The following is a 19,119-nucleotide window of genomic DNA, read 5'->3' as shown; positions in this document are numbered from 1 at the left end:
ATGCCGCTGACGACCTCGCGGCACGCTGCGCCCACATCGCCGACGCCCATCCAGCACGTGCCGCGTTGGCGATGTGACCGCGCGTCAGCCAGTGGTCTCCCGATAGCCGCTCTTCTGTTTGGCGGCAATCGCTTTCGCCGCCTGCGCGGCGGCCTTGGCCGCGTCGGCGTAACGCTTGGCGCCGACGGTCCCCACGGTGCCCTCCCTACCGTGCCGGGTAGCGACCATGTCGAGGCCCGGATCGGTGACGATCTCCCAGAACTTGGTGCCGTGCGGCCCGGTCGCCTCGAAGTACCGGCGGGTGAGATGGGGGCCGCGCCGCTGGCCGCCGAAGAGCATCATTGTTTCGGGCGCGGCCTGTTCGAGGTGATAGGAGAATTGGCTCAGGAACGAGGTCGCCAAGATCCACGACAACGACCGCTCCCAGCACGCATCGGCCGGATGCCGAGCCGGGTGAGCGAAGACCCGGCCGTCGGAATCGGGTGATACATCGGAGAACACGGTGTCGACCGTGCCGTCGAGGCCCACCACCAGCACGTTCATGGCAGACAGTACGGGGTTCCACTTTTGCTGGCGCTCACCGCGCAACGTGGCTGTGTACTGCTCCCCGAGCTTGCGCATGCGGACTTGTTCCCGCCGTACCTCGGCGGGGCCGAGCAGGCGCAGACCGGTCTCTCCGAAGTGCCATTCGGCGTGGCCGATGCGCTGCCACAGCGTGCGCAGGCTCTCGGGCAGCGGCGCCCCGAGTTCGGCTTCGAGGGCGTCGATATCCTCCGGCGCAGCCGGCGGGCCGATCTCCACCCCGAACCTGTCCAGACCGGTCGAATGCGCGGTGAAACCCTGTGCCGCCAGATATTCCGCGATCTCGCCGAGGGCGGCGACATGCCAGGCGGGGTCCTGATTGTCCTCGCGGATGCGGGCGCGGACCCATTCGGCGACGGTCAGTTCTTCACGTACCCGATAACCATCCCAGGTCACCCACTCCAGGCAGGACAGTGTGGCGCCGTTGCGATACAGCTCCAGCTCCCGGCGTTCGTGGGCAGCCTCGGCGGCCGGGTCCACGGCGAACCGGAGCTGGTCGAAGGCCATCAGGCGCTCGGTGGTGGCATCGGGCCCGCGGAAGGTGCGCATGATCGCCGCCCGGCCTGGCAGATACCACGGGTCGGATTCGGTGTACTTCGCCGCCGCGCAGGTGGCTTTCATTCGGGCGAAGGCATTTTCGGCGGCGGCATGGTCGGGGAAGGTGAGACCGACCGTGTCGAAGCGGCCGTTGTTCACGCCCCACCGGTACACGATGCGATCGAGATAGCGCACCAGTTCGACGAATTCGTTGCCTGAACCCGTCCACAGGAGCGAGCGCTCGGATTGCTCGTCCACCTCGCCGATGAAATCCCGCATACCGTCATGGCCGATCGGGCTCGCCCGAAAGGGGGTGTCGACCATGCCGAAACCGTCGAAGGCGTAGACGTCTCGCTCCGAATCGAGGAACCACACCTCCCCCGTGGCCCGGTCGGCGAGCAGGCGTCGCCGCAGGCTGGTGCCGGCCAGGGCGCCGAGGTCGTCGTCACCGATTCGGGTGAGCGGCCGCCCCGCCGCACGCGCCCGCTCGCCCTTGTCGAGCAGGGCGCGCCGCGCCGAATCGGCATCTCCCGACTGCACTTCGGCCAACCGCGTGCGCAGGTCGTCCGCGTCGAGCGGATCGGTCCAGTCCCGCCCACGGGACAGGCTGTCGGGTCCGACCGCCGCAGCGGCAATGGATTCTCTACTCGCGTAGGCGGTTCGGACCAGGTCGTAGTCATCTGCCTCCAGCGCCGCCAGGATGCCGGTGGACAGCGCGTACTTGAATACCCGCTGCTCGGTCTCGTCCGAGGGTGTGGGCCAGCCGCTGATTTCGCGCAGCAATTCCACCTGGGGCCACCGCTGTGCGACGTGATCGGCGAGGGCATTGGCGTAGTGCGCCGCGGCGCGGGCGTCACGCCGATCGCGCAACCGCCGCATGACATCCCGGTGCACCTCGGCCGAGAAGATCTCACCGAGGGCGTTTCCCATGCGCCAGATGCTGCGTCGTTCGGTGAACAGCCGTTCGATCAGTGCCGCGTGCGCGATGTCGGAATCCAGTTTTCGCACAGCTGAATACAGGTTGGCGACCACATCCTCGAGCTGACCGTCCACCGTCTGCCCATGGCTGAGTACCGGACTGTTCGCCGGGTTGGAGTCGGCATAGCGACGTCCGTAGTCGTCGAGCGCCTCGATGAGGTAGTCCTGTGCACCCGCGTGCCGGAAGCGGTACAGCTGATGGCCCGCCGCATTGCGCGCGGCGATTCCGGGATGCGTCAGTACGGTGTCGATCATGGCGACAGCGGCCCGCACGGCCTGCTCCGGCGACACCCGCCGCAGCACACACCGCTCCTCGCTCGAATCGAACAGCTGCTCCCACAGCGCCTCGACCGTGCTGGTCGGTGCGGGCAGTGCCGCCAGCCGCAGCAGTTCGTCGAAGATCGGCGGGTGATGCGCCACCGGGGCCAGCGCCAGGCAGACGGCCTTCTTCAGGTCGTCGTTGTACATCTCGCCGAGGATGTCGGAGGCATCGGGCTCCACGGTGTGCTCGAGCAGCCGGATGAGCACAGGGACGAGGACGCTGTCCGGGGAGTCCACCCGAAGCCCCTGGATAATGCGGGTGCGAGTCTCGGCGGGCAGCAGTTGGAGACCGGTGGCGGCCAGTGCGGCGCGATCGGGGCGCTCACCGTCCAGAATGATGCCCAGCGCCCACTCGATCACCTCGGCGGGCGATTCGGCGATGTCCGCGCACAGCAGAACGCGTTGTGCGACAACCTCGCTCAGCTCGCTGTCGATATCCGCCAGGATCGCGGCGGGGTCACCGTCAGCATCGCGCAGCCGCTCCAGGTAGGCCGACGATGCCTCCGCGTGTTCCCAGCGGTGGTCGAGCTCCGCACGGGTCAGCACAGGTTCGGCCGCGCACAGTTCGTGTGACCGCCGCAGGGCGGTCAGGCACGCCCTGCTGTACGGGTCCTTGGCGAGCAGCTCCCGCGCCGCCTCGGCGAGTGCAGCGCCGTCGCGTACCAGCGGCAATGCGGTGGACAGCGCCCACACTCGGGTCGACCACGCGCAGGTGGAGGCGGGCAGCAGACGCACGAGGGTGTCGGCGGCCGGGCTGTGGTCGCGCCCAGCCCGCCGATCCGCGTCGGCGCGCAGCAGTGCCGTACCCGTCGTGACGGGCATGCGGCTCAGGGCGGCCATCACCCCCTCGGTGCTGAGCGTCCCGCTGTTCAGCCCGTGGACGATCCAGCTCGCCCGGCCGAGCGGCTCGTGCTCCGGGGCCATCTCCAGGCTCGTCAGCGCGGCCCTCGCCAGCGCCTCGTCATCGGAAGCGACGTACTGCTGTAGGAGCGAGCGGCGGATGCGGAAATCCGGCACGGACGGCACATCGCCGTCGATCCCCAGCGTGCCGAAGACCTCGACGAAGGCGTCCAGCAGTTCGGGACGCTCCTGGGAACGGGCGATCTCGTCGAGGACGCGGGCGCGTTCGTCGTCCTGTGCGAGCAGACTGGTATGCAGCAGCCAGTAGATGGCAAGATGCGGATCCCGATGCAGCAGCGGCAATTCCACCTCGAGCACCTTCCGGGCATCGATATCGCTCCACCGATGTGCGAAATGCCCGGCGGCGCTGGAGGCCAGCTCCTCGGCGGACTGCATGGGCTTTCCGTCGCGCAGCAGCGGCTGAGCCAGCAGCCATACCAGCCACTGACAGCGTTGCGCCAGTTCCGCGCTGGTCGGGGTCGGCCCGGTATCCGCGGCGGATGACGACGGACGGAATGAGTCTCGGATATCGAACTTCGAACGCTCGTCCTCGTCGTTCGCCTCGGCGCGCTCGAGCTCGACCAGGTAGGCCGACCAGTCGTCGAAAGAGTCGAACCACAGCTCCAGTTCCCGGGTTTCGTGATCCTGCCACCACACCCGTCCGCTGCCGCGCAGATCCAACAGCGTGTAATCGTCTCCCTCGTCGTCGAGAACGACGAAGCCGCTCAGCGATTTGTCGATCGCGCCGAAGTACGGGTAGTTGATCGCCAGGTGGGCGTCCACGAGCGAGCCGCGATCACCCACCCAATACTCGAGCAGCTGATCGTCCATGGCGTCGGCCACGCGAGCGGGTACGGGAACGCCGAAGTAGCGGCTGGCGGACAGGTGCAGGTCCATAGATTCTTCCTGATATCGAAATGTTGCTGTACCGGTGGAAAAGACGGGTCGTGTCCGAGAGTGGCTCGGCGGCCGCTGACAGGCGGCGAGGCGAACCGTCCAGACGAATGATCGTTTGGTTCGGCAGGCTACTGCGCAGCTGTGACAAGAACGGCTTCCGCTTCCCTGGTACGGGCCGTCACACTGGCCGAGGCCGATGCCCACCTCGTCGTCCGGGAACTGCGCTGATACCGCAACTGCACTCCGGTGATCCGGTGCTGGTAGATCTGTCATGTGGCGTTGTCGGATCGGGCTGTGGCCGAGCTGAATTCGTTGATGGCGAGAATCGAGGAACGGTTTACCCGCGCCGAGCTACGGGTTGTCGTGATCGGCGAGGACCACACCGATCACATGCCGGGCCCGTGCCGCGACCACCGGGTTGGACGACCGGTAGTACGGCAACTGGATCAGCGCGATCGACAGCGCCCATCCCCGACCGCGGTCCCAGGAGGCGTCATCGATCCGCGCCGCCGAGCGGAAGATCCAACGGGTGTCGGCATCGAACAGCTCCCACGCCACGCTCAGATCACAGGCGGGATCACCGACCGCGAGACCGCCGAAATCGATGACGCCGGTGAGCCGGTCGCCATCGAAGAGCAAATTTCCCGACGACAGGTCGCCGTGGATCCAGACGCCGGGGCTCGACCACGGGGCCGCGTCCAGTGCGCTTTGCCAGGCCGCGGTGACCGCGTGGGCGTCGAGTTCGTCGGTCACGGCGGCGATCGCCTCGCGGGTGGAGCGGTCGCGCGCGGCGAGCGCGACGCCGCGGAAGAAATTGTGCGCACCGGGCTCGGGCCCGCCGGCGCTGTCGATCGATCGCAGCGCGGTGATGAACGCACCCAAGTCGGTCGCCACACCGCGTGGGTCGCCGAGTCTCCCCGATCCGAGGCTCTGCCCGTCCAGCCATCGATAGATCGACCATTCCCACGGGTAGTCCGTCCCCGGCTCGCCGCGGCCGAGCGGAACCGGAACGGCCAGCGGAAGGCGCGGAGCCAGCCGGGGCAACCATTTCTGTTCCTTGTCCACCTGGCCAACCGCCGAGGGCAGGCGCGGCAGACGAACGGCCTTGTCCGCTCCGAGGCGATAGATCGCGTTGTCGGTGCCCGCCGACTCGACGGCGTTCAGCGGCAGGTCTTTCCATCGGGGGAATTGTTCGGCGACGAGCCCGGCGACCGTGGCGACGTCCAGGTCGATGGCTGGTGTTCGTTCGAATGTCGTCACGGACCGGTGTGGATGAGCGGCGCCCACAGGTCCGGGCGGTCCGGATGGACAGCGCGCAGGTCGCAGATCACTTTGTGCAGCGCGGCTGCGGCGTTCACGGCGCCGTCGTCGGTGGATACGGTGGCATAGAAGCCACGGGCCGCGATGGCGGCTATGGCGTCGTTCAGCGGCCACAGGCTGGCCACCACGTGTCGGTACCCTGCCAGCTGGCAGGCCGCGGCCAGATTGACGGCCTCGTCAGCCAGCCATCCGCGGTTAGCGGTCGAGCAGGCGGATAGGTAGGCCAGTTCGGCTTGCTCCAGCTGGAGTTGGCTGATCTGGGGGATCGACAAGGCGCCGTCGTACAGGTGCAGGCCGCTGTTGGACGGTGCAGAGAGGTCCGCGGTGGCGTGGCAGGCGAAGTGTGCCCAGGTCGACTTGGACAAGCTCGCCAGCACCTCGGCGACCGTGGCTTGCTCGTTGACGAGCTTCGTCCCGGATCGGTGCACGGTCTCGGCTTCGCTGATGGCGGTACGTAAATCGGGCAGGCCCGGTGTACTGGCGAGGGCGACTGTGAGCTGGCGGCGGACCTGCGCTCGTGCGCGCGCCCGAGCGTGGATGAGCGCACGCAAAGTCGGCGTGTAGGACGACACCACCCGATCCAGGGCACCGGGCCTGCCAGCGATCCCTGCGGCATGCAGCGGGAACAGGCCGAGCAGACCGGTGGGCAGCCACCACACCCGAGTTCCGGGCGCTGGCGCGAGAGCATCCAGAACCGGTTCGACCGCCGCCCACCACAGCCAGCCCAAAATGAGCGGGAGCGTGTCCCGCCGGTCCGCAGCGGGCCCGGCCAGGATCGCACTGTAGGCCAGAACGTCCTCGAGCGACAGGTACGGCAGCGGCAGCAGCCGAGGTGAACCGTCGGCGGTGAGGATGATCGCGTCACTGCGATCGTTGCCCGCGTTCAGCAGAATGACCGGGCCACCAGCAGCAGCAGCGCGCAGATCGGCGAACCGAGGCGGACCGAGAAACCCTGCGAAGCGGTCGATCCCGCGGATCTGTGCGAGCAACCGGTCGTACTCGGCCCAGGGCTCCCGCAGCGGCTCAGCCGAGGCACTCGGAGCGTTCAGCCGGTTGCGGACCTGGCGGAACTGTTCGGCGAGATCCGGATGCGCGACCGCCAGGTCGGTCAGGTCAGTGCGCGAGTCCATCCGCGCGGCCAGTACTACACCTCGCCCCAGCTCGGCCGTCTCCAGCGCACCCACCGGATCACCGATTGCGCAATGTGCGGCGATCGCGTCCCCGACCAAGCCGAGATGTTGCCCGGCACCGAACTCCTGGTCCTGCCACGCGGCTTCCTTCGGCACGAGAGAGTGCAGCATGGCAACCGCGACATCCAATAGCTCCGTTGCCGCCGCCCGCTTCCGTCTGCTGTAAGCCAGCACACCGACCGTCCACCCCGCCCGCACCAATGCCAGGGGCGGGGCGACCTTTGCCATATTCGCCTTACGAAGCCGCCGGGCCAGCCTGCGAATAGGAACCCGCCCAGCCCAGCGTCCGCGTGAGAGATAGGCCCGGGCCAGGTTGGACAGGTGCATAGCCACGTCGGGATGACCGTCCGGAGTCGCGGCCAGGGCCTTTTCCCCGGCCGCGACGGCCTGCTGGAACAGTGCGCCCGTGCCGTGGTGTTCGGCCCGTAGCCGATGGGCCAGGCTGAGATTGGTCAGCAGAATGGCCTGGTCGGTATGGCTTTCGGGCAAGGAAGCCACAGCTCGCTCACCGGCCCGGACCGCGCGCTCGATCGTGTCCGGATCCCGGTCCCGCTCGTACTGGCGGCGGTAGGCGACCCCCAGATTGGACAGGAATACGGGCAGATCGGCACTCCATTCCGGGGTGATGAGCACTGCCTGCTCGCTGAGTTCGACCGCGCGCCCCAGGTCTGTGGCGCTCCTGGTGCGCTCATACCGGCGGCGATACGCGCCGCTGAGCGTGGACAACCGCCCGGCCAGGTTGCTGTGACCGGCTGGAGTAGCTGTCACCGCCTGTTCCCCAGCCGCTATGGCCCGGTCGATATCGCCCAGCACACCGGTGCGCTCATAGCGCCTCTGACACATGCGGCCCAGGCTGTACTGAAACGCCGGGAACCGGGAATCGTCGGCCGAAACGATTTCCAATCCCTGTTCAACCAGTTCGAGAGCCTGCTCGAGATCGGCGGTCACACCGTTGAGTTCGTAGCGGTTCAGGTACCCGTTGCTGAGGTTGAACAGCACCGAGGGACTCGGTTTAGCCTCGTCACCCAGCGCACGCGCCCGTTCGTGCAAGGCAATCGCGCGGTCGAGGTCGTCGGTGTCGGTAGCGTGAATATAGCGGCGGCCGTAGGCGTTGCCGAGGCGAGAAAGTCCCTCGGCCAGTTCCGGATCGCTGGCGGACAGCGCCACCACCTGTTCGCCGAGGGTGATGGCTTTCGCCAAATCAGCCGTCTCACCGAACCTCTCGAATCGTATCCGGAAGGCCAGACCGAGGTCGGACAGGCAGGAGGTGTGTTCGGCGGTTCCGGCAGCAAGTGCGTCCGCGGACGCCATCAGCAGCATCAGGCTCGCCGTCAGGAGCGGCTCATCGAGCGAGCCGTCCGCCTTCGCCAGCAGTTCGGCCCCGAGCCGCGCCTGAGCCCGAGCGTCGGCCGGGCTTCGGGCTGCGGCCACGTCGCGCCACACCTCCGGGATCAGGTCTGGGTATTTGCCCAGCGGTAGAAGAAAGATCAGCGACCTGGCCATCTCCGTGACCGGGTGATCGGGCAGCGCACGGAACCGAGCGAAGTGTAGCCAGCCAAGGGAGTGGAAGGCCGACAGGATTCGCGCGTTCCCATCCGGGAGACCGCGATCCTCGAGGGCGGGCTGGACCGCCTGGAACAGCGCGTCCGCGTCGGCGACCGCATCGGCGCCGAGTACCAGCTCCGGATCCTCGGTGTGCTGATGTCGCAACAGCCGTTGATCTACTCGCGCCAGCAACTTTTCGAACGTTTCTCCCCCGCTATGTCGTCGGCGCATCATATTGCCTTGTTCACAGGTTGGCGATCACGAACCCGGCCGCGACGCCCGACGCCACCAGCGCCGATACCTGCACGATCAGGCCGATACCGACCCACCTGGCCTTGAAGGCGTTGGCGCGGCGCAAGGTGTCCACTGTCCGCACTTGCACGGCGGCGACATTGTTACGGGCATCGACCTCGTCGTCGGTCCAGTGCTCCCCTATCATCCGGGCCAGAGTCGAAGCGGTCGCGGCAGCGTAGTACTTGTTCCAGCCCGCGACGATGCCACATGCTGCGGCGCCGACGAACAGCGCCAACGCGACGCCCACAGCGATCACGACCGGCGCCGGGAACGTCGCCACAGTGGAGGACTTCACCAGAGCGGCGAGCCCACCCAGCAGGGTGACCAGTGCGCCCGAACTGGTGACGATGACCTGTCCGCGAGCGTCATACGCCGATCGCCGTTCTCGTTCCGTCTTGAGCTCACCTTCGATGAAGGCGGCGTAGGTCTTGCCCTGATCGCTCACCCGAATCGGCCGGGGGGAGCGTGGGCCGCGTCGGGTTCTGTATCGCCACGCACGTTCTCTAGCTCGAGCCAGGATTTGTCGGTCGTCGGTTCCCTGGGGCTGTCCTCGGCTGTTGTGTTCTCCTCAGGATCCGGCATGGTGTTCCCTCCATCCGACCTTCTCACCATGGAACTAGTCTAGTGCCGCTTCACGCAAGGCAAGGCCTAAAATTGGGGAGCCAGATCTTCAAACCGACGGCGACGCAACCCCGTTCGTGTTGGGCAGTCGAACGAATAGGAGCCTTCGATGGATTCGCGCACCTGTCGCTGATGCGCAGTTCGTGGCTCCGGCGCGGCGTGGACCCCCGTGTCGGCAGCTGTCGCCGATCCGGCCGGCGGAACCCGGCGCTTCGTCTCCCATGCCGCGCCATGCGTCGAGCCAGTCAGCGACCGGCAGCAGCGCGATACGTCATTCGATGGCGATCCTGGTGAGGCCGTCCACGATGAGTTCGACCACTCGGGCGAGCGACCTGGTCGCCACCACGAAGTGGCTGCTGCCGCCGTGCCCGTCTACGACCGCGGCAAGTGCGGGCGACGACCAACTCTGAACTGACGCTGCCCCCGCCGGTCCGTCAGTGTCCGAGGAAGTCGGGAATCTGTTTGGACAGGAACGCCTTCACGGCATTCTTGTGGTCACGAGTGGCACCGGTGTGCGTCATCTGCACCGCTTCGAAGTCCAGGGCTTCCTCGAATGTCGCGGTGGCGGCATAGGCGACAGAGGCTTTGATGGAGGCGAACGCTCGAGTCGGGCCGGCCGACATCAGTGCCGCGATCGAGGAGACCGAAGCAGCGAACTCCTCGTCGGCGATCACTTGATGGACCAGGCCCAGCGCAAGAGCTTCTTTCGCATCGACCACCCGGGGCCGCAGCAGCAGGTCCAAGGCCGTCGCGTTACCCACTGCGCGTGGCAGAGTCCACGACATTCCCGTATCACAGGACAGCCCGATTCCAGCGAAGGCACTGGTGAATCGCGCAGAAGCGGTGGCGATGCGGAGATCTGCCGCCAGCGCCAGGGCCAGTCCGGCGCCCGCGGCGGTACCGTTGACCGCGGCGATGACAGGCTTGGGCATGGTCGCGATCATGCGGACGAGCGGATTGTAGTTTTCCCGCACCAGCTCACCCAGCTGCCTTTCTTCCTCTGCGGGCTGCTGCAGTTCACGCAGGTCCTGTCCGGCACAGAATGCCGACCCGGTTCCGGTGATCACCACCGCTCTCACGCCAGGGTCCGTGGATGCGGCCTGCAGTGCGGCACCCAGCTCGGTTCGGGTGGCGGTGTCGAGACTGTTCGCGTTCCCGGGTCGGTTGATGCGAATAGACGTCACAGCCGCATGGGACTGCACGTCGACCAGCGAGTTGCTGTTCATTCGAAATCGGGTCCTCTCGGATGATGGCCACGGTCGGTTCGGCCACCCATCGCCACAAACTTCTGGGGGCGGTGTCGCCACTGGGCGATAGCGCTGCGCTACACACGCTGTGACCGTGGGTGGCCCCACGCTAAGCCACACATACAAGTTTATGCAATAAGTTGCATAATCCTTGTGTCCGTGGTCACATTACTGAGTCGACATGCCTGCCAGCCCTCCCCGCCGGGGCACTACTGAAGTCCATTGCAGAGCACGACAACCCAAGTTTTCGAAGGCATGATCTGGAGGTTTGACGATGTATCTGACTCAGGGGCCGGCACCGCGCAGTCCAGCAGCAGCCCGATGGAGTGATGGCGGTCTTCGGTGCGCAAAACGCGGACCTTCCGAGAAGTCCGAGTCGCGCGCTTTGCCGGTGCTTTGAGAGAACACGGTGTATCGCAGGGCGATCGCGTGGGCATCTGGAGCTTCAACTCCGACTCACACCACTCCCGGCAAGCGGGGCGCCGAGCGGGCCATCGACGCCGACTAGCATCGTTGCATGGCACTACGGTTCGCAATTTTGACTGCGCTGGCTGAGCGGGAGGCGAGCGGTTTCGAGCTGGCCAAGCGCTTCGACCGTCTTTACGGGGCTTTCTGGGCAGCCTCGCACCAGCAGATCTACCGCGAGTTGGACCGCCTCAGCACTGCCGAGTTGATTTGTGAAGTTCCCCAGCCCGAGCGCGCCGAACGCGGGCAGCCCAAGCGTTTCGCTATCACTGACGCAGGCAGGTCGAATCTGCGTGACTGGGTGAGCGAGATCGACGAGCCCGTTCACCTGCGTGAGCCACTGATTGTGCGTGTACGCGCCGCAGCGGTCGTCGGCGACCTGAGCGGTGTGCGAGCCGTGATCGCTCATCACCTGGAGGTGCACGAACGCCTCCACTCCGAGTACGAGGCCATCGAAGGCCGCGACTTCGCCACCATCGACAACGATGCCGCCGCCCTCAGACATCTAGTGCTGAAGGGAGGAATCGGCTTGGAACGTACCTGGGTGCAGTGGTGCCAGGAAGCGCTCGCTGTCATCGACGGAATGCTGGAGCACTCTGCCTCTGCGAGGGCCTGATCGAAGTGACTCCCGCGGTGTCCGTGCATGCCCGCAGAGCATCACCTATGCCGTTCCAGCACAACATGTTTATCGTGTCGATCGCCTCTTCACGAGAGATCGGGCGCCCCGCATTCACCCAATCCTGAGCACACCTGGGCACCAGCGTGAGAAGAGTCATTGCCAGCATCTGTGCCGCGGCCGAGGAACTCTCAGGCCCGAGGGCCCGACCGATTGTGGCGGCACACGTACTCAACATACGACGGATGCGGAGTTCGACGGACGGCTCACCCGTGTCGTCTGGCCGGATTACCAGAATCGCGCGGCTGTCGGCATCGGTCAACTCGAACAGGGCTGTGACCAGCGCCTCGATCCGTTCACGCCTGCCTTCTGCCGAGTGCAGTGCAGTGTCAACTGTCGCTGCCAGCACATCCATCGCACCTTGCAGCACCGTCAGGTACAGCTCGAGTTTTCCGGAGAACTCGGTATACAGCGTCGGCTTGGCTATGTTGCTTCCTCGCGCGAGATCGCTCATGCTCGTCGCCCGATAGCCGTTGGCCACGAAGATCGCCCCGGCTTGCTCCACAAGCTGTGATCGCCGGGCCGCGCGTGTGTATCTCCGTACCTGCGGATCCCACGTTCTCGTCATCGCCGAACGCTCCCGGATATGAGTCGGACGGGTATCGCGAGGTAGGGCGTGCAAAGATCGTCTGCAGTCATGGTTGTCTCAATTGTGGGTCGACCAGTTCACCGGTCCGGCGGGCTTGTGCAAGGACTACTCGGACCGGTGAACCGTCCCGGCGGCTGGTTGCCGCCAGGTTTGTGACGCGTGTGGACGCGACAGGTGAGGGCTCAGGCCAGCAGGGAGCGGCCGATGATCTCCTTCATGATCTCGGTGGCTCCGCCGTAAATGGTCTGGACACGGCCATCGACGAAGGCCTTGGCCACCGGGTATTCGTTCATGTATCCATAGCCGCCGTGCAGCTGCAGGCAGCGATCGGCGACACGCTTCTGCAGTTCGGTCGCCCACCACTTGGCCATCGAAGCGTGGACCGCGTCGAGCTGACCCGCGGAATGCTCGACGATGCAGCGGTCGATGAATGCACGGGTGACCGCGCATTCGGTGGCCATCTCGGCAATCTCGAAGCGCACGTGCTGAAGTTTGGCCAGCGGGCGCCCGAACGCTTCACGCTCCTTCACGTAGCCCTTGGTGATGTCGAGCAGATGCTCGGCTACCGCGATTCCTGCTGCAGCGATGTGCAGGCGCTCGGTGGCCAGGTTGGTCACCAGATGCAGGAACGCCCCATTGAGTTCGCCCAGCAGATTCTCCTTGGGCACCACGACATCGTTGAAGAACAGCTCGGCGGTGTCTTGCGCCTTCTGGCCGAGTTTGTCGAGGTTGCGTCCCCGTTCGAACCCTTCCATGCCCCGTTCGACGACGAGCAGGGACAGTCCCCGCGAACCGCCATCGGGGGTGGTCTTCGCGACGACGACGATCAGATCGGCGAGGTATCCGTTGGAGATGAACGTTTTGGAACCGTTGAGGATCCAGTGATCGCCGCGGTCTTCGGCGTGAGTGTTGATGCCCTGCAGGTCGGAGCCACCGCCGGGCTCGGTCATGGCGATAGCGCCGATCTTCTCGCCACTACAGAAGCCGGGAAGCCAGCGCTGCTTCTGCTCTTCGGTGCTCAGGCCGATGAGGTACGAGCCGACCATGTCATTGTGCAGGCCCAGAGCAAGCCCTGGCACGCCCGCCGACGACAGTTCCTCCGCGATGATGGCGCTGTACCGAAAGTCGGTTGTCCCGCCGCCGCCGTATTCTTCCGGCGCCGACAGGCCCAGCAAACCATGCCGTCCAGCGGCAAGCCACACCTCGCGGGAAACCACGCCGTCCTTTTCCCACTGCGGGTAATGCGGCAGAACTTCCTTGGCGAGGAACGTGCGCACGAGTTCGCGGAAGTCATTGTGTTCGGTGTCGAAGATGAGCCGTTTCATGTCAATCCTGGAGTCGAAGAGCACAACTGGGTACCGCAAACTGCGGCACCGAGCAGGCTCGAGGCGGAAGATGGTTGCGCAGAAGCGATTCAGCGAGACGTGGCAGATGCAGCCAGAAAGCGGCCCGCTTCCTGAATCTGCAGAACGCTCTCTCCCGAACCGCCGCCATCGCACGGGATGATCGCTCCCGAGATAAAGCGCGCGGCCGAGGAGGACAAGAACATCGCCAGAGCAGCAATATCGTCCTTCGTGCCCAGTCTGCCGAGTGGAACCGTCGTCACGGCGGTGCCGTCGTCGTCGTGGGGTGTGAGCCGGGCGATCCCCTCCGTGCCGGCGATCGGCCCCGGAGCAATAGCGTTGACCCGAATCCCTTTCGCCCCCCATTCCAAAGCCAGCACCCGGGTCAGTTGGTCGACGCCGGCCTTGGCCGCGCAGACATGGGCCTGGTAGCGAACCGGGATCCACGCCTGGGGAGCGGTGATGTTGATGACCGAGGCGCCGGACGCGAGGTAGTCCAGGCCCGCGCGCATCACGTGGAAGGTGCCGTTGAGGTCGATATCGACGACCACCTTGAACCCGTTCGACGACAGCGCGGAGGCCTCGGCGAGAAAGTTTCCGGCGGCACCCGAAACCAGCACATCGATGGCGCCCCACTCTTCGCGGATCGCAACGAAAACGTCCTGTACGGCTTCCATGTCGCGCACATCGGCGACAAAGCCGCTGACCGGTACTCCGTAGGCGTTGAGCTTCTCGACTGCGGCCTCGACGTTCGTGGGTTTGCGGCTGACCACGGCGACCGCCGCACCGCGGGAAGCGAAGGCCTCGGCTATTCCGAAATTGATACCGGTGGTGCCGCCGAAGATGACGGCCGTCTTGCCGGTGAAATCGAACTGGATGTCCATGAAGTCTCTCTATAAGTGTCGAACGGAAGCAGGTCGGAGAGCGTCACCGCCGGACGCGGGACGGCTGAAGGCTGCGATCAGAGCGTAGATCTCAACAAGTCTTTGTGCAACAAGTTGCATAATTAATGTGACGTGAGCCACTGCAGCCCTTCAAAGGGGTCGTCGCTCAGGTGAGCTATCGCCCATGCCCCTACCCCGGTGGGTGATCAGCTCAGGACGGGAGTGGAGCCCAGCATCCGCTTCATCGCGCGCCGTACGAATCGCCGCGAGCCAAGGATCTAACGGCGACCGAGAGATAGCGGTTGATCAGCTGCGCGCGCCTGGGCGATGCCGATGACCAGTGACTAAAAGCTGTGCGGAGCCGGCACGTCGATCTCTTGCATCAAGCCTGTGTCGGTCGACGACCGATCCGGACGTCCCAAACTCGTTGTAACCGTGAGGCATTCGGCGACCTGCCCCAAGACTGGGCGACAAGCCCGCAGTGGGCCGCGACACAGACGCACACGTCGGGCATGAACGGGGCCGACCTAGACTACTGCCGATGAGCTGGTGGGATTTCTGGATTTCTCACAGACGGCAGTCGGCAACACGGCCGGGGACCAAGGGCCGTGCAACGAAGGACGGCAAGACGCTGCGCGCCTGGTGGAAGGACCCGGTCGACTACCGGTGGCTGGTCAGCACCCTGTCGGCGCGATCAGCGCTGGGACCGCTCAAGTTGCTGATCGGCAGCGCGGGAGCGGTGATCGCGGCAATGGGCGCGGTGATCACGGGAACCCCGGTAGGTCCGCCCGGCGATCCCGGCATCGCTTCGACGATCGGAGTGCTGTCGGGGGCACTCTGGGCAGCGCGCTGGTGGCTGCTGCCGTGGCCGAGCAAAACCGAGTCGCTGGTGCTGATCGCCTGTGCCGACGTGCTGTTCACAGTCGAATTCCTCCAGCTGCAGGATCGGCTGTTCGGGGCGATGGGCACAGTGCTTCTCCTGGTCACCGGCAGCTACCTGAGCTTCTTTCACACTGCGCGGGCACTGGCCGTGCACTCGGCCTGGTCGGTGCTGTCGGTACTGGTGTTGTCGGTGCGCATCGCCACCGGCGGCGGCGATGTCCACCTGGCACTCGCAGTCGCGCTCCTCCTCGCGTCGGTGGCCGGTGCGATGCCCGCGTACCAGCTCCTCTATTGGCTTCTACGCAACGAGTCGCTGTCGGACCCACTGACCGAACTGCTCAACCGCCGAGGTCTGGAGAACCGGCTGCCGCAACTGATGGACCGCAGTCCCGCGATCTGTGTCATCTGTTTCGACCTCGACCGGTTCAAGAACGTCAACGACACCTGGGGCCACGGTATCGGCGACACCGTCCTGGAACGAACCGCGCGCCGGTTGCGCGACGCCGCCGGGGAGCTGGCAGTGGTGGCACGCACCGGCGGAGAGGAATTCGTCGTGGCCGCCCCGATCGCCGCAGCGGCCGCTCGAATCGAGGCCGAACGGCTGCGCCGAGTGGTCGCCGAACCACCGGAGACCGCTGTGATGGTTACCGCGAGCGTCGGTGTGGCTGTCTTCGACACAAGAATCTGCCCGCAGTGTCCACGCCCGACTCCGGACCGGATGCTGCAATCCGCCGACGCGGCGATGTACCGGGCCAAACAATCCGGCGGGAACCTGGTGGTGGTCGACGACCTCACGTCGCCGCCGAATCATCACCACCCGACTCCGAACCACCACAGGTAGCAACCGATTTCCGGCACCCACGAGCCGGCAGAAGCGCGGTTGTTCAGGAGCTGGCTTGCTTGCGGCGCTGCCGAAGAGCGCGCATCGACACCTGCGATCCGCATCCCGGGCTGCAGTAGCGTGCCGCCCGGTTGCGGGTGCGATCGATGAAGCCGAAGTGGCACGGCGGATTGCAGCATGCCTTGATCCGCATCCAGTCGCCGCGCTGCGCCGTCTCGGTCACCGCGGCGAGAACGGCACCCAAAGCGCCGGGGACACCGGTCGATCCGGCGAGGAGCTGCGCCGTTTCCGCGGTGATGACCGTTGTGAGCGGATAGCGAACGCCGGCCTGCCGCAGATACCGTTCCGCCTCGGCGACCCGGGCGTCACCGATATCTGGATCACCCGCGTGTGTCAGCAGCACCGTGACCAGCGCGTCGCGAAGCTCACGCGCGGCCGCCGCGTCGGAGTCGGTCACCACGATGGCGGCATCGAGCAGGCCCTGCTCGATCGCCCAGTCCGCGAATCCCGAAGCCGTGCCGAAGACCTCGACGCGCCCCGCGCCGTCGGCTCTGGTGTTGACGAACTGCACCACCAGAGCAGCGGCATCGTCGCTCCACTTCGGTGCCTCCTGTGTAGCCTCCACTCCCCCACGATACCAACACGACAAGCGGCTAACCCGGTTGATCACAACACCTGCGCTGAAACCACTTGCAATGTTGTTAGCTAACCGCTTATGCTCACAACATGACGAATGCAAGGAACACCCCGCCGATCTGGTTCATCACCGGCGCCTCCTCAGGTATCGGACGCGAGCTCGCAGTTCAGGCGCTGGAAGCCGGAGAAGCTGTGGTTGCTGTGGCGCGACGCACCGAAACCCTTGGTGACTTGGGAGAACACGACCGACTGCTCGCGGTCGAGGCAGACGTGCGCGACGAGGTAGCCGTCGCGAAGGCGGTCGAGCAGAGCGTGGCTCGCTTCGGCCGCATCGACATCGTCGCCAACCTTGCCGGCTACGGACTCTTCGGGGCGGTCGAGGAAGCAGCCGACGGGCAGGCACGGGCAATCTTCGATACCAACGTCTTCGGCGTCCTCAACGTGCTGCGCGCGACACTGCCGGTGCTGCGGGGCCAGCGGTCCGGGCACATCCTGCAGGGCTCGTCCTACTACGGCCAGACCGCAGATCCCGGCGTCGGGCTGCTCGCAGCCACCAAGTACGCCGTCGAAGGACTCTCCGACGCGCTCGCAGCCGAAGTGGCGCCACTCGGGATCCACGTGACTCTCGTTGAGCCCGGCCTCACCGCAACACCTTTCCTGGCCAACCTCGACGCGGCTACAGCAACCCACGCCGACTACGACCAGACGGTGCGCGTCCTACAGCAGGCGATCCAAGCACTGCCGGCGTCGGCGTTCTCCGGCGTCGATCGCGTGGCCGCCGGCATCCGCACAGCCGTGGCCGACGACAACCCACCCCGCCGCCTCGCCCTGGGCATCGCCGGCGCCGACAGTATGCGCACCGCGCTCACCGCACGCCTCGCCGAACTCGACAAATGGGCCACCGTCACCAACCTGGTCGACGCCGCGCCCAGCGCTCACGTCCACACCGGGTAGGCAACTTCCGCACTGGCTCGGGCCGCTGATTGCAGGATGCCGATTTGGTCGGCGACATCACGGATGACCGGGCCGCGAGCCCTGGTCGCCCTGAACCCTCAGCGCGTCGGCACGTGCCAGCAGTCACCGTCGGTGGTGGGCAGGCTCGTGTCGGTGAAGTTCACCGCCGGGTTGAGGGACGTGGGCTCAGCGTCAGACCAACAGGCGAAACCCCTCCGACCTCGGTCGGAGGGGTTTCTTGTGCCCACAGATTTGACGTGGTTGCCCGTTTCTCACACTTTCGCGTTTCGAGCCGACGAACGGATGCCACGAGCTTCAGCGGGCTGGCGGCCGCCTCCCTCAGGTGGGTGCGGATGGAGTGCCGGAGTGCGCGCAGGTCCCACCGCACGAACCACACCCGGTTTCTGCGCGGTCTGCCGCGTCAGCTCTGGATCGTCAGGAGGCGCGCTCGGTCGACTGCTCGATGTTCGCGCCGTCGTATCCGGCTTGGCAAAGAAGGGAGACAACCCTTTCGGCATGGGATGCCGGGCAGAAGCCCAGATGGTATGAATCGCCGACATGGATCGCGATCAGCGCCACGTCGAGCGCCAGACAACGGTCACCCGCCTCAGCTCGGAAGTCCTCTGCGATCTCGACCGTGTGGCTCGAGTTCTCTTCGGTCCGATAGGCGAAGTCTGGATACCAGTCCCACGTCAGACCATCGGGACACGATTCGAGGGCTTCCAGCGCGGGCTGGATTGTTTCGACGTCGTCCTTCCAGTCGAAGTGTGCCAGCAACGCGGGGCCGATGCCGAATTCGTCGCCGTGCAACATGTCGAGTAGGCCGCTGCGGGCCAGATCGCCTTGGTCGGAGCACAGATAGTCCGAGGCCGGATAGGTGTCCAGATACGTCTGCGGCTCATCCAGGACCAGGCTCAACAGCTCGGCGATATCCGATCGGTCTGGCGCAAGGATTGCGGCAGCACCGGTCAGCGCGGCACGAACGACGTCAGACGTCTGCATATAGGCGGGCATGCCGGCTCCTTCCGTAAATTCAAGTCGCACAACAGTACTGATCATGCTCACGACCCCACCACCGGCATGTTCACGAGCCCTGATGTGCGCCTGCGCGGTCCCGGCGGCAGCCCGACATCCCCTGGCGCGATCTTGGCCCGGCGCGACCTCAGGAACGCACCGACATGCGCCCTGCGCTCGGTGCGCACCGAGCGCATGTCGACCACTTCACTCATCGGTCCATCGTCGCCGAACCCGATCCGGGTATCCAGGTGGCGCTGATACCCGTTTCGGCGCTGGCGCTTACGTCGCTCGAGCCACTCGTCGAAGGTCGGACCCGCGATGACGGCGTGTTCCGGTTCAACCCTCAACGCTGTGAGCGCCCGGACCACCAGCCGCCCGATGCCGAGCCCGATCGCGATGG

14 protein-coding genes are annotated in these 19,119 nt (G+C 65.9%); 3 read left to right on the top strand and 11 right to left on the bottom strand.

Annotation, left to right across the window (positions count from 1 at the left end):
• Positions 1–84: 84 nt before the first annotated feature.
• From ACWF9G_RS09715 to ACWF9G_RS09695, 5 genes are all read right to left on the bottom strand, one after another.
• The gene (locus ACWF9G_RS09715) at positions 85–4,215 is read right to left on the bottom strand and encodes an SMI1/KNR4 family protein (RefSeq protein WP_452514744.1); all 4,131 of its coding nucleotides are present in this window, start codon (positions 4,213–4,215) and stop codon (positions 85–87) included.
• Between the two features lie 351 nt (positions 4,216–4,566).
• Entirely contained in the window at positions 4,567–5,475 is a 909-nt protein-coding gene (locus ACWF9G_RS09710) for an aminoglycoside phosphotransferase family protein (protein WP_379309009.1), read from the bottom strand.
• Complete coding sequence (locus ACWF9G_RS09705) at positions 5,472–8,504, bottom strand: CHAT domain-containing protein (RefSeq protein ID WP_452514743.1); 3,033 nt, start codon at positions 8,502–8,504, stop codon at positions 5,472–5,474. The genes ACWF9G_RS09710 and ACWF9G_RS09705 overlap by 4 nt, the downstream gene beginning before the upstream one ends.
• Positions 8,505–8,514: 10 nt before the next feature.
• On the bottom strand, positions 8,515–9,009 hold the full coding sequence (locus ACWF9G_RS09700) for a hypothetical protein (RefSeq protein ID WP_452514742.1): 495 nt from the start codon (positions 9,007–9,009) through the stop codon (positions 8,515–8,517).
• Positions 9,010–9,619: 610 nt separating this feature from the next.
• Positions 9,620–10,411, bottom strand: coding sequence for an enoyl-CoA hydratase/isomerase family protein (locus tag ACWF9G_RS09695; protein WP_452514741.1), 792 nt, complete (start codon positions 10,409–10,411; stop codon positions 9,620–9,622).
• A 538-nt stretch (positions 10,412–10,949) separates the two neighbouring features.
• Here ACWF9G_RS09695 and ACWF9G_RS09690 point away from each other — a divergent pair.
• Positions 10,950–11,513, top strand: a complete 564-nt coding sequence (locus tag ACWF9G_RS09690) for a PadR family transcriptional regulator (protein WP_379309005.1) — start codon at positions 10,950–10,952, stop codon at positions 11,511–11,513.
• Here ACWF9G_RS09690 and ACWF9G_RS09685 read toward each other — a convergent pair.
• The 3 genes from ACWF9G_RS09685 to ACWF9G_RS09675 form a co-directional block, all read right to left on the bottom strand.
• Positions 11,470–12,141 carry a TetR/AcrR family transcriptional regulator gene (locus ACWF9G_RS09685; protein ID WP_452514740.1) on the bottom strand — a complete coding sequence of 224 codons (672 nt, stop codon included), beginning with the start codon at positions 12,139–12,141 and terminating at the stop codon, positions 11,470–11,472. The genes ACWF9G_RS09690 and ACWF9G_RS09685 overlap by 44 nt on opposite strands.
• A gap of 203 nt (positions 12,142–12,344) precedes the next feature.
• Positions 12,345–13,487, bottom strand: coding sequence for an acyl-CoA dehydrogenase family protein (locus ACWF9G_RS09680; protein ID WP_452514739.1), 1,143 nt, complete (start codon positions 13,485–13,487; stop codon positions 12,345–12,347).
• An 89-nt stretch (positions 13,488–13,576) separates the two neighbouring features.
• A complete protein-coding gene (locus tag ACWF9G_RS09675) occupies positions 13,577–14,389 on the bottom strand; it encodes an SDR family oxidoreductase (RefSeq protein WP_452514738.1) in 813 nt (270 codons plus the stop codon).
• 481 nt (positions 14,390–14,870) lie between these two features.
• On the opposite strand from ACWF9G_RS09675, the gene ACWF9G_RS09670 reads away from it, so the two are divergent.
• A complete protein-coding gene (locus ACWF9G_RS09670; RefSeq protein ID WP_452514737.1) occupies positions 14,871–16,112 on the top strand; it encodes a GGDEF domain-containing protein in 1,242 nt (413 codons plus the stop codon).
• 43 nt (positions 16,113–16,155) lie between these two features.
• Here ACWF9G_RS09670 and ACWF9G_RS09665 read toward each other — a convergent pair whose 3' ends face one another.
• Complete coding sequence (locus tag ACWF9G_RS09665) at positions 16,156–16,737, bottom strand: CGNR zinc finger domain-containing protein (protein WP_452514736.1); 582 nt, start codon at positions 16,735–16,737, stop codon at positions 16,156–16,158.
• Between the two features lie 101 nt (positions 16,738–16,838).
• Here ACWF9G_RS09665 and ACWF9G_RS09660 point away from each other — a divergent pair, with 101 nt between their 5' ends.
• Complete coding sequence (locus tag ACWF9G_RS09660; protein WP_452514735.1) at positions 16,839–17,702, top strand: SDR family NAD(P)-dependent oxidoreductase; 864 nt, start codon at positions 16,839–16,841, stop codon at positions 17,700–17,702.
• Between the two features lie 435 nt (positions 17,703–18,137).
• Here the strand turns inward: ACWF9G_RS09660 and ACWF9G_RS09655 are convergent, their stop codons facing one another.
• Positions 18,138–18,761 (bottom strand): DUF6630 family protein, encoded by a 624-nt coding sequence (locus ACWF9G_RS09655; protein ID WP_452514755.1) that lies wholly within the window; start codon positions 18,759–18,761, stop codon positions 18,138–18,140.
• 2 nt (positions 18,762–18,763) lie between these two features.
• Complete coding sequence (locus ACWF9G_RS09650) at positions 18,764–18,931, bottom strand: hypothetical protein (protein WP_379308997.1); 168 nt, start codon at positions 18,929–18,931, stop codon at positions 18,764–18,766.
• Positions 18,932–19,119: the final 188 nt, after the last annotated feature.

The organism is Nocardia sp. NPDC055029, from assembly GCF_053608525.1.
This window is presented reverse-complemented; position numbering and strand designations above follow the sequence as displayed.